General features: G+C 65.4%; 11 protein-coding genes. 6 read left to right on the forward strand and 5 right to left on the reverse strand.

Annotated features, from left to right (window positions below; genetic code table 11):
- Positions 1 to 172: 172 nt before the first annotated feature.
- The 3 genes from AC0J5K_RS01655 (at position 173) to AC0J5K_RS01665 (ending at position 4,182) form a co-directional block, all read left to right on the forward strand.
- Positions 173 to 1,231, forward strand: a complete 1,059-nt coding sequence (locus AC0J5K_RS01655; protein WP_048529381.1) for an AI-2E family transporter — start codon at positions 173 to 175, stop codon at positions 1,229 to 1,231.
- Between the two features lie 25 nt (positions 1,232 to 1,256).
- Complete coding sequence (locus AC0J5K_RS01660) at positions 1,257 to 1,940, forward strand: P-loop NTPase family protein (protein WP_048533645.1); 684 nt, start codon at positions 1,257 to 1,259, stop codon at positions 1,938 to 1,940.
- A 67-nt stretch (positions 1,941 to 2,007) separates the two neighbouring features.
- Positions 2,008 to 4,182: an RNA degradosome polyphosphate kinase gene (locus AC0J5K_RS01665; protein ID WP_274565837.1), complete on the forward strand. Its 2,175-nt coding sequence runs from the start codon at positions 2,008 to 2,010 to the stop codon at positions 4,180 to 4,182.
- Positions 4,183 to 4,209: 27 nt separating this feature from the next.
- On the opposite strand, the gene arsB is transcribed toward AC0J5K_RS01665, so the two are convergent.
- Both arsB and AC0J5K_RS01675 read right to left on the reverse strand, forming a co-directional pair.
- Entirely contained in the window at positions 4,210 to 5,265 is a 1,056-nt protein-coding gene (arsB, locus tag AC0J5K_RS01670) for an ACR3 family arsenite efflux transporter (protein WP_048529385.1), read from the reverse strand.
- A gap of 149 nt (positions 5,266 to 5,414) precedes the next feature.
- On the reverse strand, positions 5,415 to 6,884 hold the full coding sequence (locus AC0J5K_RS01675) for an alanine/glycine:cation symporter family protein (protein ID WP_274565836.1): 1,470 nt from the start codon (positions 6,882 to 6,884) through the stop codon (positions 5,415 to 5,417).
- Between the two features lie 451 nt (positions 6,885 to 7,335).
- Between AC0J5K_RS01675 and AC0J5K_RS01680 the strand changes: the two genes are divergently transcribed.
- From AC0J5K_RS01680 to AC0J5K_RS01690, 3 genes are read left to right on the forward strand one after another with little or no spacing between them, the layout of a single operon-like run.
- A complete protein-coding gene (locus tag AC0J5K_RS01680; RefSeq protein WP_048529388.1) occupies positions 7,336 to 7,632 on the forward strand; it encodes an ElaB/YgaM/YqjD family protein in 297 nt (98 codons plus the stop codon).
- A gap of 17 nt (positions 7,633 to 7,649) precedes the next feature.
- Positions 7,650 to 8,087 (forward strand): hypothetical protein, encoded by a 438-nt coding sequence (locus tag AC0J5K_RS01685; protein WP_274565835.1) that lies wholly within the window; start codon positions 7,650 to 7,652, stop codon positions 8,085 to 8,087.
- Positions 8,088 to 8,134: 47 nt separating this feature from the next.
- Positions 8,135 to 9,679: a Ppx/GppA family phosphatase gene (locus AC0J5K_RS01690; protein ID WP_074837032.1), complete on the forward strand. Its 1,545-nt coding sequence runs from the start codon at positions 8,135 to 8,137 to the stop codon at positions 9,677 to 9,679.
- A 130-nt stretch (positions 9,680 to 9,809) separates the two neighbouring features.
- Here the strand turns inward: AC0J5K_RS01690 and AC0J5K_RS01695 are convergent, their stop codons facing one another.
- The 3 genes from AC0J5K_RS01695 to AC0J5K_RS01705 all read right to left on the reverse strand — a co-directional run bounded on the left by AC0J5K_RS01695 (position 9,810) and on the right by AC0J5K_RS01705 (position 14,605).
- Positions 9,810 to 12,836, reverse strand: a complete 3,027-nt coding sequence (locus AC0J5K_RS01695; RefSeq protein WP_274565834.1) for a valine--tRNA ligase — start codon at positions 12,834 to 12,836, stop codon at positions 9,810 to 9,812.
- A gap of 72 nt (positions 12,837 to 12,908) precedes the next feature.
- A complete protein-coding gene (locus AC0J5K_RS01700; RefSeq protein WP_274565833.1) occupies positions 12,909 to 13,634 on the reverse strand; it encodes a gamma-glutamyl-gamma-aminobutyrate hydrolase family protein in 726 nt (241 codons plus the stop codon).
- Positions 13,631 to 14,605: an amidoligase family protein gene (locus tag AC0J5K_RS01705; RefSeq protein WP_274565832.1), complete on the reverse strand. Its 975-nt coding sequence runs from the start codon at positions 14,603 to 14,605 to the stop codon at positions 13,631 to 13,633. The genes AC0J5K_RS01700 and AC0J5K_RS01705 overlap by 4 nt, the downstream gene beginning before the upstream one ends.
- Between the last annotated feature and the right edge of the window lie 39 nt (positions 14,606 to 14,644).

Consider the following 14,644-nt stretch of genomic DNA (forward strand, 5'->3'; position numbering starts at 1 on the left):
AGCCATGGGCGCAGCGATGGCAAGGGGCAGGGGCCCCGCACCGCCCATTCCCCCGCAATCTGCTGGCGCAAGCGGCGTTTTCCCCGTGCCGCACCGCTTCGCGCCCGCCCCGTCGCTCTTGCAACCCTCTTCGCGACGGGCGATGTATCGATAAACTAAAGGGGAAGCCCACATGGCCCTGCCGGTACGGGAACAATTCAAATATTGGGGCGTCGCGGCGGTGGTTTTTTCCGTCGTGCTCTGGTTTCTGGGCGATGTGCTCCTGCCCTTCGTGCTCGGGGGGGCGATTGCCTATCTGCTCGATCCGGTGGCCGACCGGCTGGAGCGGGCCGGGCTGAGCCGGGCGGCCTCGGTCGCGGTCATTACGGTACTGGCGTTGGTGGTCTTTGTGCTGCTCTCGCTGCTGGTGGTGCCGACGCTGGTGCGGCAGGCGGCGGATCTGGTCAATATCGCGCCCCAGCTCTTTACCAATCTCAAGGATTTCCTGGTCTCGCGCTTTCCCGATCTGGTGGATTCCGAATCCGCCGTCAGGCAGTCGCTGGTCTCGATCGGTGAGCGGGTGCAGGAATATGGCGGCAAGTTCTTGGAAACAGTACTGTCTTCCGCCGCCTCGATCATCAACGTGGTGCTGCTCTTTGTCATCGTGCCGGTTGTCTCGGTCTATCTGCTGGTCGATTGGGATCGCATGGTTGCCCGGATCGACGATCTGCTGCCGCGCGATCATGCGCCGGTGATCCGTCAACTGGCGCGTGATATCGACAGGACGCTGGCCAGTTTCATCCGTGGCATGGGGATGGTCTGCCTGATCCTCGGCACCTATTACGCCGTGGCGCTGATGCTGGCGGGGCTGCAATTCGGGCTGATCGTGGGCTTCATTGCCGGGCTGATCACCTTCATCCCCTACGTCGGCGCCTTGGTCGGCGGGGCGCTCGCCGTGGGGCTGGCGCTGTTCCAATTTTGGGGGGATTGGTTGCAAATTGCCGCGGTTGCGCTAATTTTTGTTGTAGGCCAAGTAATTGAGGGCAATTTCCTGACGCCCAAGCTGGTAGGCGACTCGGTGGGATTACACCCGGTCTGGCTCCTCCTGGCGCTAAGCGTTTTCGGGTCGCTGTTCGGATTCGTAGGTATGCTGGTTGCGGTGCCGGTCGCGGCGGCGCTGGGCGTGATTGCCAGGTTCGCCACACGGCAGTATCTTGACAGCCGATTGTACCGGGGGGTGTCTGATGACTAGGCCTTTGGATCACGAGGCATTTTTGATGACGCGACAACTGAAGTTCGATCTGACGGCGCGGCCTGCGCTGGGACGCGAGGATTTTTACGTCTCGCCGGCCAATGCCGTGGCGCTGAGCATGATCGACGCCTGGCGCGACTGGCCCAACCGCAAGCTGGTGCTCAAGGGCGCGCATGGCAGCGGCAAGACCCATCTGGCACATGTCTGGGCCGAGATGTCGGGCGCGCGCATCATCCGCGCCGTCGACCTGCCCGACGTCAATGTCGCCGAACTGGCGCAGGCGCCGCTCTGCATCGAGGATGCCGAGAGCGCGGCCGGCAACGAGGACGCCGAGGCGCATATGTTCCACCTGCACAATCTGGTGCTGGCCGAGGGGCATGCGCTGCTTCTGACCACCACGCTCGAGCCGGCCTATTGGTCGCTCGAACTGCCCGATCTCAAGAGCCGGGTGCAGGGCACGCAGGTGATCTCGCTCAACCCGCCCGATGACGAGCTTTTGGGGGCGGTCTTGGGCAAGCTGTTCGCCGACCGCCAAATCAGCCCCAACCCCGATGTGATCCCCTATCTCGTGCGCCACGCGCCGCGGTCTTTCGACGTCGCGCGCAAGATCGTGGCGACGCTCGACGACATGGCGATGGGCACCGGCAAGCCGATGAGCCGCGAAATGGCGCGCCGCGCCGTCGCTGGGCTGAACGACAGCGAAGAATGATTGCCGGGCGCCTCAAGAGGTTGAATTAAGGCTGGAAGCGCCGCGTGATCTGCCCGATGATCCCGCCATGACACAAGCCGATTTTCTCAATTCCGATTTTCCCGAGTCCATGGCCCTGACCGAAGACGCCCTTGATGGGCCGGGCCGTTTCGTCAACCGCGAGATGAGCTGGCTGGGCTTCAACTGGCGCGTGCTGGAAGAGGCCGGCAATCCGCGCGTGCCGCTGCTGGAGCGGCTGCGCTTCCTGTCGATCTCGGCTGCCAATCTCGATGAATTCTTCACCGTTCGGGTCGCAGGCCTGCGGGAACTTGAAAAGGAGGGCCATACCGCGCCCTCGCATGACGGGCTGACCCCGGCACAGCAGCTGGTGCAGATCCGCGAGGATGCCCGCCGGCTGATGGCGTCGCAACAGGAGACCTGGGCCGCGCTGCGCCGCGAAATGGAGGGTCAGGGGATCGAGATCGTCGACCGTGTCGATCTCAAGTTCTCCGACAAGCAGCACCTTGATACCGTGTTCCTGCGGCAGGTCTTTCCGATCCTGTCGCCGCTGGCGATCGATCCGGCGCATCCCTTTCCCTTCATTCCCAACACCGGCTACAGCCTCGCGCTCGAGTTGGAGCGGGTTTCCGATGGCCGGGTGCTCAAGGCGCTGCTGCCGATCCCGCATCAGACCGATCGGTTTGTCAGCCTGCCGTCACCCGATGGCACACACCGCTTCCTGCCGCTGGAGCAGCTTCTGCTGCTGCACACCGAGAGCCTGTTTCCCGGTTACCGGCTCAAGGCGCATTTCCTCTTCCGGGTGCTGCGCGACAGCGATCTCGAGGTCGAGGACGAGGCCGAAGACCTGGTGCGCGAATTCGAGGTGGCGCTGAAGCGCCGCCGTCGCGGCGAGGTGGTGCGGCTCACCGTGTCGCGCGGGGCGCCGCAACGGCTGCTCGATGTGGTCAAACGCGAGCTGCATGTGCATGACGACGAGATCATCGAGCTCGACGGTATGTTGGGGGTCGCCGACCTGCGCGAGCTGGTGCTCGACAGCCGGCCGGACCTGCTCTGGCCATCGTTCACGCCCCGCGTGCCGGAACGGGTGCAGGACCACGATGGCGACATGTTCGCCGCGATCCGCCGGAAGGACATGCTGCTGCATCATCCCTACGAGACCTTCGACATGGTGGTGCGCTTTCTGCAACAGGCGGCGCGCGATCCCGACGTCGTGGCGATCAAGCAGACGCTCTATCGCACCTCGAAGAATTCGCCCATCGTCGGGGCGCTCTGCGAGGCCGCCGAGGACGGCAAATCGGTCACCGCGCTGGTCGAACTCAAGGCGCGCTTTGACGAGGCCGCCAATATCCGCCAGTCGCGGCGGCTGGAACGGTCGGGCGCGCATGTGGTCTATGGCTTTCTCGAATGGAAGACCCACGCCAAGATCTCCACCGTGGTGCGGCGCGAGGGCAAGGATCTGGTGACCTATACCCATTACGGCACCGGCAATTACCACCCGATCACCGCCCGCATCTACACCGATCTCAGCTTCTTCACCTGCGACACCGATCTTGGCCTCGATGCCACCAAGGTGTTCAATTACGTTTCGGGCTACGCAAGGCCGCTCGACCTGCGCAACATCTCGATCTCGCCGCATGACATGAAGACCGACCTGCTGGCGATGATCGAGGCCGAGGCGGCGCATGCGCGTCAGGGCAAGCCGGCGGCGATCTGGGCCAAGATGAATTCGGTGATCGAGCCCGATATCATCGACGCGCTTTATGCCGCCAGCCAGGCGGGTGTGAAGATCAGCCTTGTGATCCGGGGGATCTGCGGGCTGAAGCCCGGGGTGGCCGGTCTGAGCGAGAACATTAGGGTCAAGAGCATCGTCGGCCGGTTCCTCGAGCATTCACGCATTGTCTGTTTCGGCAATGGCGGCGGGCTGCCGTCCGAGAAAAGCCGCGTGTTCCTGTCTTCGGCCGACTGGATGGGCCGCAATCTCAACCGTCGGATCGAGACGCTGGTGGAAGCGAAGAACCCCACCGTCAAGGCGCAGATCACCGAACAGATCATGGCCGCCAACCTCGCGGACGTGGCGCAGAGCTGGGTGATGCGACCGGACGGGACGTTTCACCGCCCGGTTCTGTCGGAGGGCGAATTTGCCTTCAATTGCCACCGGTTCTTCATGGAAAACCCGTCGCTTTCCGGTCGCGGTTCCGCCGGGGCGTCGGATGTGCCGGTGCTGACCCATACCGAGGACTGAGGGCGTACGGCAGCTTTTCCGCTCCGCCTACCCCGGAAACCAGTGCCGCGTCCGGTTCGCCACGGCCACCAGCGACAGCATCACCGGCACTTCCACCAGCACGCCGACCACCGTCGCCAGCGCCGCGCCGGAACCAAGGCCAAACAGGCTGATCGCCACCGCCACCGAAAGCTCGAAGAAATTCGAGGTGGCGATCATCGCGCAGGGCGCGGCGACGTTGAACGGCAGCTTCCAGGCAATCGCCGCGCCATAAGCAATGACAAAGATGCCGTAGGTCTGGATCAGCAGCGGCACCGCGATCATCGCGATCACCAGCGGCCGGTCGAGGATGACGTGGCCCTGAAAGCCAAAGAGCAGCACCACCGTCAGAAGCAGCCCGATCACCGATCCCGGCTTGACCCGTGCCTTGAACGCCTCGACCGCCGCCTCGCCGCCGCGCCGTACCAGGGCCTGCCGGGTCAGCATGCCGGCCGCCAGCGGGATCACCACGTAAAGCCCGACCGACAGCAGCAGCGTCTCCCAGGGCACCGGGATGTCGGTGACGCCCAGCAGCACGGCGACGATCGGGGCATAGGCAAAGATCATCACCACGTCGTTCAGGCTCACCTGCACCAGCGTATAGGTCGGATCGCCCCGGGTGAGTTCCGACCAGACAAAGACCATCGCGGTACAGGGCGCCGCCCCCAGAAGGATCACCCCGGCAAGATAGGCCTGGGCATCCTCGGGCGGGATCAGCCCGGCAAAGACATAGTGAAAGAACAGCACGCCAAGCCCGGCCATGGTGAAGGGCTTGATCAGCCAGTTCACCACCAGCGTCACCACCAGCCCCTTGGGCCGGTCGCCGATCTGGCCCAGGGCGCCGAAATCGACGCCGACCATCATCGGATAGACCATCGCCCAGATCAGCACCGCGATCACCAGATTGACCCGCGCAACCTCGGCCGCCGCCAGAAGCTGGAACAGGCCGGGCACAAGGCTGCCCAGCGCCAGCCCCGCGCCAAGCGCCAGCGCGACCCAGAGAGAGAGCCATTTCTCGAAGCTGCCGATGGGGGAGGTGGCGGGCGCGGTCTCGGAGGCGGTCATGTCGGTCTCGCGGTTTTTGGAAAGACAGGGGACTTGTCCGAAGCCGGGAGCGATTTGTCAAATTTGTCATGCGGTGTCATGCGGTCACCGCATGGCAGGTATGAAAAGGCCGGCGCAGGTCCGCCCGCGCCGGCCCGGATCGCATCGGGTTATTCCGCCGGGGCGGGCCGGGAGCCGGCCGGCGCCGCCTGCGCGGCGGGGGCGTCCGGCCAGGCGCTCGGATCGGTGTCGAGATCGGGGAACTTCGCCGGGTCGAAGACCGGCTTGACGATGCCCTGTTTCAACTGGTCGCGGAAATCGGTGATAATCCGCAGCGCCACCGGAAACAGCATCATCAGCGCCATCAGGTTGACCACCGCCAGAATGCCCATCATCGGATCCGAGAAGGCAAAGACCGCCGTCGCCCCGGGCGCCACCGCGCCGAGAAAGACGATGGCCACGATCGCCGCCCGCAGCACATGCACCGCCATCGGATTGCCGGTCATGAAGGTCAGGGCGTTTTCGCCGAGGTAGTAATTGTACATGATCGACGAAAAGGCAAAGAGCAGGATCGCGAAGGTCAGGAAATACTGCGACCAGGCGCCCACATGATCGACCAGCGACTGCTGGGTCAGCGCCACGCCGTCAACGCTTTCCGCGCCGGGCTGATAGACATCGCTGAGCAGGATCACGAAGGCGGTGCAGGAGCAGATGATCATCGTGTCGATAAAGACCGACAGGCTCTGTACGATGCCCTGGCTCACCGGGTGCTTGACATAGGCCGTGGCCGCCACGTTCGGGGCCGAGCCCAGGCCGGCCTCGTTCGAGAACAGCCCGCGCCGCAAACCCTGGGCCAGCGCGGCGCCCATGCCGCCCGCCACCGCCTCGCGGAAGCCGAGCGCATTGGCGACGATGTCCCAGATCACCGCCGGCAGGCTGGTGATGTTGAGCACGATGACGATCAGCGCCATGGCGATATAGCTCAATGCCATGATCGGGATGATCACGTCGGCGGCCTTGGCGATGCGGTGAATGCCGCCATAGATGATGAAGCCGGTGAAGATGGCCAGCGCGATGCCGGTGTACATCCGCGGAATTTCCATGCTGTCGAGCGCAGCGCCAGCCACGGTGTTGCCCTGGAACGCGTTGAAGCCAAAGGCGAAAGAGGCAATCAGGCAGACCGCATAAACCACCGCCAGCCAGCGGTATTGCACGCCCAGGCCATACAGGATAGTGCGCGCCGGACCGCCACGGTAATTGCCCTCGGGCGTTGTGCGTTTGTAAAGCTGGGCGAGCGAGGATTCGATCAGCGAGGTGCACATGCCGACCAGTGCGATCATCCACATCCAGAACACCGCGCCCGGCCCCCCGAGCGAGATCGCCACGGCGACGCCGGCGATATTGCCGCCGCCGACCCGGCCGCCGACCGAAACGAAAAGCGCCTCACGTGCGCTGATCTTGGAGGGATCGGAAGATTCGTCGTCGCCGGTCAGAACGCCGAACATCCGGCGGAAGAAGCGGAACTGGATAAAACCGCTGGCGATGGTGAAAAATCCGCCAAAGACCACCAGAATGGGAACCAGAGCCCAGCCCCAGGTCAAGTCATTGATCAAATTGAATAGTGGATCGAAAAATGCCATTGCAAGGCTCCTTGTAGCACTGCGATTCCTGCAAGCTATCAGGTGCATCTCTGCGGCGTCACCCTAGAAATCATTTCCCGCTAAAAGCGAAAACTCCTGTCTGGCCCGGGCCTTGCCGCCGGCCGACAACCAAGAGGCCCCTGCCTGTTCTGCAAAACCGCAGGCGCCGGGCTGGCCCGCCTTGACCGGTTCGGGCGCCGGCCTACCTCCGCAGCAAGGAGATGACTGCCCCGAGTGGCGCGGATATGCGCGGTCAGGCGTGACGAGGTCTGATCGCCGGGGAACCCGGCGTGTGTCTGGGCGGTTATCCTGGCGCCGGCGCTGCCTGCCTTTCGGGGCACGGGGCCGATGCAAAGCTCAGCTAGGGGACGGCCAGCCGGGCCCACCCCGAACCACAGGATCACAGGGGCGGTGCCAATCACGGTGCCGCACTTTTGCAGCGGAGAAAGACATGGCCACCAAGGAAGAACTCGAACAGCAACTCGAAGTCGCGCGCCGCGACATCGAAACTCTCGCCACCATGGCGGGCGGCACCGTGCGCGAGCAGGTGCAATCCGGCGTCGACCGCGCCGGCACCGAGATCGAGCATCTCTCGGCCGAGGCGCGGGCGCTCTATGATCAGGCTCGCAATGAAGGCGCGCGGATGCGGCAGATGACCGAAGAGCACATCCGCTCCAACCCGCTGGCGACGGTCGGACTGGCCTTTGCAGCCGGGGTCATCCTGTCGGGGCTTCTGGGGCGGAAATGAGCCTCGGGGGCGGGTTGATGCATCTGGTGACGGAGTTCCTGGCGCTCAAGTCCCGCAGGATCATCCGGCAAGCTGCCCTGGGGCTGGCGGCCGGGTTGCTGGTGGTGGCATTTCTCGGGATCACCCTGACCTTTGCCTGCATCGGTCTCTTTCTGGCGCTTGAGCCGAGCCTCGGTGGCCCCGGCGCGGCCTTGGTCGTGGCCGGGATCTCGCTGGTGCTGGCGCTGGTGATCCTGCTGGCGATCTTCGTGGCGATGCGCCGTCGCCGCCCGCGCCGGCGGCCCGGGCCGGTGCCCGCGACCCCGGCGGCGGGCCCTCCGCCGGCCCCCGGAGCACCGCCGCAGACGCCCGGATCGACACCCGGCAGGCGCAGCGTTCCGGTTGCCGCGGCGTCAGGTTTTCTGACCGGGTTTCTGACCGGCCGAGCGACAGAGAAAACCCCGCCCCGGCGTTGACCGCAGCCCGCATGCTGGGCCATATGGGGAAAACGCCGGGGAATATCATGGACGTATCACGCGAAGGTTCCGGTCAGGATCACGGGCCTTTCGGCCGCGCCCTGTTCGACGATCCCAGCGCCCGCCGCCTGGCGCGCGTCGGGGTGGTCGATATCGGGTCGAACTCGGTCCGGTTGGTGGTGTTTGACGGCGCCGCGCGTTCACCGGCGTATTTCTACAACGAAAAGATCATGTGCGGGCTGGGCGCCGGCATGGCGGAATCGGGGGCGCTGAACCCCGAAGGCCGCCGTCGGGCGCTTTCGGCTCTGCGCCGGTTCCAGTATCTCGCCCGCGGCATGGATCTGCCGCCGCTGACCGCCGTCGCCACCGCCGCGGTGCGCGATGCGCAGGACGGGCCGGATTTCTGCGACCAGGTGCTGCGCGAAACCGGGCTGAAAATCCATGTCATCGACGGCGAGGAAGAGGCGCGGCTGTCGGCGCAGGGGGTGCTGCTGGGCTGGCCGGGCTCTTACGGGCTGGTCTGCGATATCGGCGGCTCGTCGATGGAACTGGCCGAGATCAACGATGGCGTTGTCGGCAAGCGGGTGACATCGCCGCTCGGGCCGCTGAAGCTGCGCGACGTCAAGGGCGGTGCCAAGGGCCGCAAGGCGCAGATCAAGTCGGTGATGGAAGACCTGCACACCCGCATGGGGCCGCAGTCGAACCGGCTGTTCCTTGTCGGCGGCTCGTGGCGCGCGATTGCCCGGATCGACATGGAGCGGCGCGGCTATCCGCTGCATGTGCAGCACGAATACCGCATGACCACCAGCGCGGTACGCGAGACGGCGAAATACATCGCCGGCTGGGATCTGGAGGAACTGCGCAGCCTTTGCGGCCTTTCGTCGTCGCGGATGGCGCTGGTGCCCTATGCGGTCGAGGTGCTGAAACGGCTGGTGCAGACCTTCCGCCCCAAGGATATCGCGGTGTCGAGCTATGGCATCCGCGAGGGGCTGCTTTATGAGCAGATGCCGCAGCAGCTGCGCGACCGCGATCCGCTGATCGAGGCGTGTCTCTTTGCCGAGGCCAAGGATGCGCGGCTGCCGGGCTTTGGCCGCGATCTCTATGAATTCATCCTGCCGCTCTTTGCCAATGCCAAACCGGCCAAGCTGCGGCTGGTGCAGGCTGCCTGCCTGTTGCATGACGTGAGCTGGCGGGCGCATCCCGACTATCGCGCCGAGACCTGTTTCGACAATGCCACCCGCGCCAACCTGGGCGGGCTCAGCCACTGGGAACGGGTGTTCCTGGGGCTGGCGCTGCTGCACCGTTACAAGAACAAGCGTTCCGGCACCCGGTTCGAGGATCTGTTTCCCATTCTCGAGGAGAAAGAGCAGCGCGAGGCCGAGATTCTCGGCAAGGCGATGCGGTTCGGGGCGATGCTCTGGATGTCGGAGGGCGGCCACATCGGCGAGCTGGGCTGGCGGCCCAAGAAACGGGTGCTGAGCCTGCGGCTGTCCGAGGGTGCCTGGCCGCTCTACGGCGAAGTGGCGGAGGCGCGCTTCCTGTCGCTGGCCAGCTCGCTCGACGCCACCATCGACGTGCAATTGACGGGCTGACGGGCGAAAAGGGCGGGCAAGCTGGCGGTGAGGCCCAGGATCAGGTCCGGGGCGGTTTGGCGCGGGACGCGATGCCGCCCCGAAGCCAGGGAGCGAGCGACCGTCCGCCCCCTGTTTCGCAATTCCTCGCTCAGAGCTCGCTCAACCGGGCGAGCGCATCCTTGAGCTTGGCTTCTTCCTCTTCGCGGGCGGCAAGGTTGGCGCGGGTTTCCTCGACCACCTCGTCCGGCGCGCTCTGCGCGAATTTCGGGTTGTTCAGCCGGCCGCGCAGCCCGCCGAGCTCCTTGGCGAGCTTGCCGAGGGTCTTTTCCAGCCGCGCCCTTTCAGCATCGACATCGATGATCTCGGCCAGGGGCAGGCCAAAGGTGGCGCCGCTGACCGGCAGGGTGGCGCAGCCCTTGGGGAAGCCTTCGACGGCGCTCAGACTGTCGATCCGCGCCAGGCGTTTGATCAGCGTGTCGTTGCGCGCCCAGGCGTCGCGGGCGAGGTTGTCCATCTCGGTCACCAGCATCGGCACATGCAGGCCGGCCGGCACATGCATCTGGGCGCGGACCGAGCGGGTGGTCTCGATCACCTCGATCACCCAGTTCATCTCGCGGTCGGCCTCGGGGTCGATAAGGCCGCTGCCATAGGTCGGCCAGTCGGCATGTACCAGCATCTTCTGCCGCTCGGCCAGGGTGCCCCAGAGCTCTTCGGTGATGAAGGGCATGATTGGATGCAGCAGGATCAGGCATTGGTCGATGACCCAGCCCATGACCTTCTGCGTCTCGGCCTTGGTCGCGTCGTCCCCGTCAAGCAGCAGCGGCTTGGAGAATTCGACGTACCAGTCGCAGACCTTGCCCCAAACAAAGGCATAAAGCGCCTGGGCGGCGTCGTTGAAGCGGAAGTCTTCGAGCGCCTGATCCACTACCTCGCGGACCCGGGCGGTCTCGCCGATAATCCACTTGTTGACCATGGCCGAAGCTTCAGGGACCACCCCGTCCGAGCCGGTGGCGTCGTTCATCTCGGCAAAGCGGGCGGCGTTCCAGAGCTTGGTGCCAAAGTTGCGGTAGCCGGCGATCCTTTGCATGTCGAGCTTGAGCACGCCGCCGAGCGAGGCCATGGCGGCATTGGTGAAACGCAGGGCATCGGCGCCATATTCCTCGACGATGTCCAGCGGATCGACCACGTTGCCGGTGCTCTTCGACATCTTCTTGCCCTTGGCGTCGCGCACCAGGCCGTGCAGGTAGACGGTGTCGAAGGGGATTTCATCCACCACGGCGAGCTGCATCATCATCATCCGGGCGACCCAGAAGAAGATGATGTCCTGGCCGGTGATCAGCGTCGAGGTCGGGAAGTATTTGCGCAGCGCCTCGGTGTCCTCGGGCCAGCCCAGGGTGCCGATCGGCCAGAGGCCCGACGAGAACCAGGTGTCGAGCACGTCCGGGTCGCGGAACACCGGGATCGCCTGCGGCCGGTGGCGCTGGTCGACGCCGGTCAGGTCGGGATCGGTGCGAATGGTCTCGGCCAGCAGGTCGACGGCGGCTTTCTCGTCCTCGACCAGGAGGAATTCGGCGTCGTCGCCAAAGGTCGCGTGCATCTGCGCCAGCGCCTCTTCCTCGGTGGCGGCGCAGAAAGAGCGCCATTTGTCGCCGAGGCCCGGGGTGTGCCAGACAGGGATCTGGTGCCCCCACCAGAGCTGGCGCGAGATGCACCAGGGCTCGATGTTCTCGAGCCAGTTGAAATAGGTCTTTTCGCCGCTTTCAGGCAGGATCCTGACGGTGCCATCGCGCACCGCGTCGAGCGCCGGGCCAACGATCTTGGCGGTGTCAACGAACCATTGGTCGGTCAGCATCGGCTCGATCACCACTTTCGAGCGGTCGCCGAAGGGCTGCATGATCGGTTTGTTCTCGACATAGGGCATCATGCCGCCGTCGAAACAGGTCTCGCCATCCTCGTTCGGCGGGGCCGGGACCATGACCGCGAGGCCTTCCTCGGTGATCTGTTGCACCACCCGCTTGCGCGCCTCGAACCGGTCCAGCCCGCGCAGATCGTCCGGCACCAGGTTGATGGCATCGGCCTCGGATTCGCTCAGCGTGCGGTCGCCGGTGGCAACCTCGATGGCAATCTCTGACGCCTCCTCGTAGGGGTCGCCGTCGTCGCGCATCCGCCCCCGGGTGTCCATCAAGCGGTACATCGGGATATGCCCGCGTTTCGCCACCTGGTAGTCGTTGAAATCATGCGCGCCGGTGATCTTGACCGCGCCCGAGCCGAAATCGGGATCGGGGTATTCGTCGGTGATGATCGGGATCAGCCGGCGGTGCTCTTTCGGCCCGACGGGGATTTCGCAGAGCTTGCCGACGATCGGCGCATACCGCGCGTCCGACGGGTGCACCGCGACCGCACCGTCACCCAGCATGGTTTCCGGCCGGGTGGTGGCGATCGAGATATAGTCGCGGGTCTCGCGCAGGGTGACGTTGCCGTCTTCGTCCTTCTCGACGTATTCATAGGTCTCGCCGCCGGCCAGCGGATACTTGAAGTGCCACATGTGGCCCGGGGTCTCGATGTTCTCGACCTCGAGGTCCGAGATCGCGGTCTCGAAATGCGGATCCCAGTTGACCAGCCGCTTGCCTCGATAGATCAGCCCCTTGTCGTACATGTCGACAAAGACCTTGATCACCGCGTCGTGGAAATTGCCCTCTTCGCCCTTGGGCGCATTCGGCGCGCCCGACATGGTAAAGGCCGCGCGGTCCCAGTCGCAGGAGGCGCCGAGGCGCTTCAACTGCTGGAAGATGGTGTTGCCCGAGGTCTTCTTCCACTTCCAGATCTCGGCGGTGAAATCCTCGCGGTCCCAGTCGCGGCGCGGCGGCTTGCCTTCCTCGGCGAGCTTGCGTTCCACCACCATCTGCGTGGCGATGCCGGCGTGGTCGGTGCCGGGCTGCCAGAGCGTGTCATAGCCCTGCATGCGCTTCCAGCGGATCAGGATGTCCTGCAAGGTGTTGTTGAAGGCATGGCCCATGTGCAGCACGCCGGTAACATTCGGCGGCGGGATCATGATCGCATAGGTCGAGGCGCCGTCCTTGGCGTTGGCCCCGGCGCGGAAGGCGCCGATCTTTTCCCAAGCCTCGTAGATCCGCGTTTCGGCGGAGTTCGCGTCGAATGTCTTGTCCAGTGCCATGGGGCTTCTTCCGCTGTCGTATTGGGTCCGGCTCGGTCTAGCGAATGTGCGAGCGAAGGTGAAGCCGGTAAGCTACTCGGTGACCATCTCGACCTCGCGCCGCACGTCCTCGATCTGGCCGCGATGCTCGTGACGCGCGCGGGCGGCGGTGACCAGGGCGCGAAAAATCGCCCGCTGCCTTCGGGCGTAGAACAGGTGTTCGGGGTGCCATTGCACGCCAAGCGCGAAGGGATCGGCGATGCGCTCGACCGCCTGCACCATGCCGCCGAGATCGCGGGCGGCCACTTGCAGCCCTGCGCCCAGGGTGTCCACCGCCTGCGAATGCAGGGCGTTGATCTGCATCGGTTTCAGGCCCGAGACCCCGGCCAGCCGGGTCTCGGCGCAGATTTTCACCGTCTTGCGCGGCAGGATGGTCCAGACCCGTTTGGAGGCGGTATAGACGCCATAGGCGTCCTGATGCAGCGTACCGCCAAGCGCCACGTTCAGCATTTGCGAGCCGCGGCAGATGCCGAGCACCGGTTTGTCATGCTCGAACGCCGCGCAGACCAGCCGTCGCTCCAGCGCGTCGCGGTCCGGGTCGAGCCGGGCCGACGTGACCAGCCGGCCGCCGTAGAGGTCGGGCGAGATATCGTCGCCGCCGCCGATGATGATGCCGTCGACCCTGTCGATATCGGCATCGCGGCCGGCCACCCAACGGGTCGCCCGGCCGCCCGCCAGCCACACGTTGAGCGCGACCAGAGGAAAGATCCGCCATCCCGAGCGGCGCGAGGTGGTCACTCCGATCAGCGGTCGGTTCATGCAATCGGCTCCTCGGCCAGACCGGCGCCGATCAGCAGGTCGCCGCAGCGCTGCGCCCAGGTGCGGCGCGACAGGGTGACCGGCCCGTGCGCCGCCTGCCAGACCCGACCCATGGCGGCCAGCAGGCGCGGGTCTTCGGCCAGCCTTTCGACCAGCAGCCAGCGCTGCCATTCGGTCAGCAGCGACCAGTCGGGTTCGTCGATGCGACAATCGGGCAACCGGAAATGAAAGGTGGGCCGGGCCGAGGTGGCTTCGGTCTGGACGCTGGCCAGGTGGTCGGGGGCGAGATGCTTGAACAGCGGAAGCATGTCGAGCCCGCGATTCCGGGTCGGATTGTGTTGGACATAGAGATCGACCAGCTCGGCGAGCGGCGCGTTCTCGGGGAGCGCCAGAAGCGCGCGCACGAAGGTCGTGGGGTAGGGCGCGGTGAACGGCAGGATGCGGCGGGTGTCGTCGATCGGCATGGCGGCGCGCAGCCAGTCTTCGAGCAGGGCATAGGCGGTCAGCGGGCGGCGGATGTCCTCCATGCTGTCCGAGGCGATCTGAACGTTGAAATGCACGCCAAAGCCCAGCACCAGCCCGGCGCTGCTGCCGCGCGCGCCGCCATCGCGCAGGTGCGGCAGAAGCCTGTTGAGCCGGGCCAGCCCGTCAAGATCGAGCGGTTCGGTGACGATTTCGACCGGGATGATATCGCGGCCCAGGGCCATCGCCGCGTCGCGCAGCGCGCTTTTCTCGGATTTGCGCAGCGAGGTGTCGAGATAGATATCGAGCGCGCCGACCGGGCTGTCTTCCAGTTTCCAGGACGGGCCGCTGCCCCGGGCGAGCGTGCCGCCAAAGGCCTGTTGCGCGATCTTTGCCACCCGCGCCTCGGACAGTCCGCCCAACTCGATCTCGACCCCGACACGGCGGGGGCTGCCATCGGCGGCATCGGCGCGGGGCAGGGGGGCAAAGGCGGGTGTCGCGTCACTCATGCCAGAAAGCTTAGTGCCCCGGCGCGAAAAGGAAACGAC

Source organism: Marinovum sp. E3 (genome assembly GCF_055755275.1).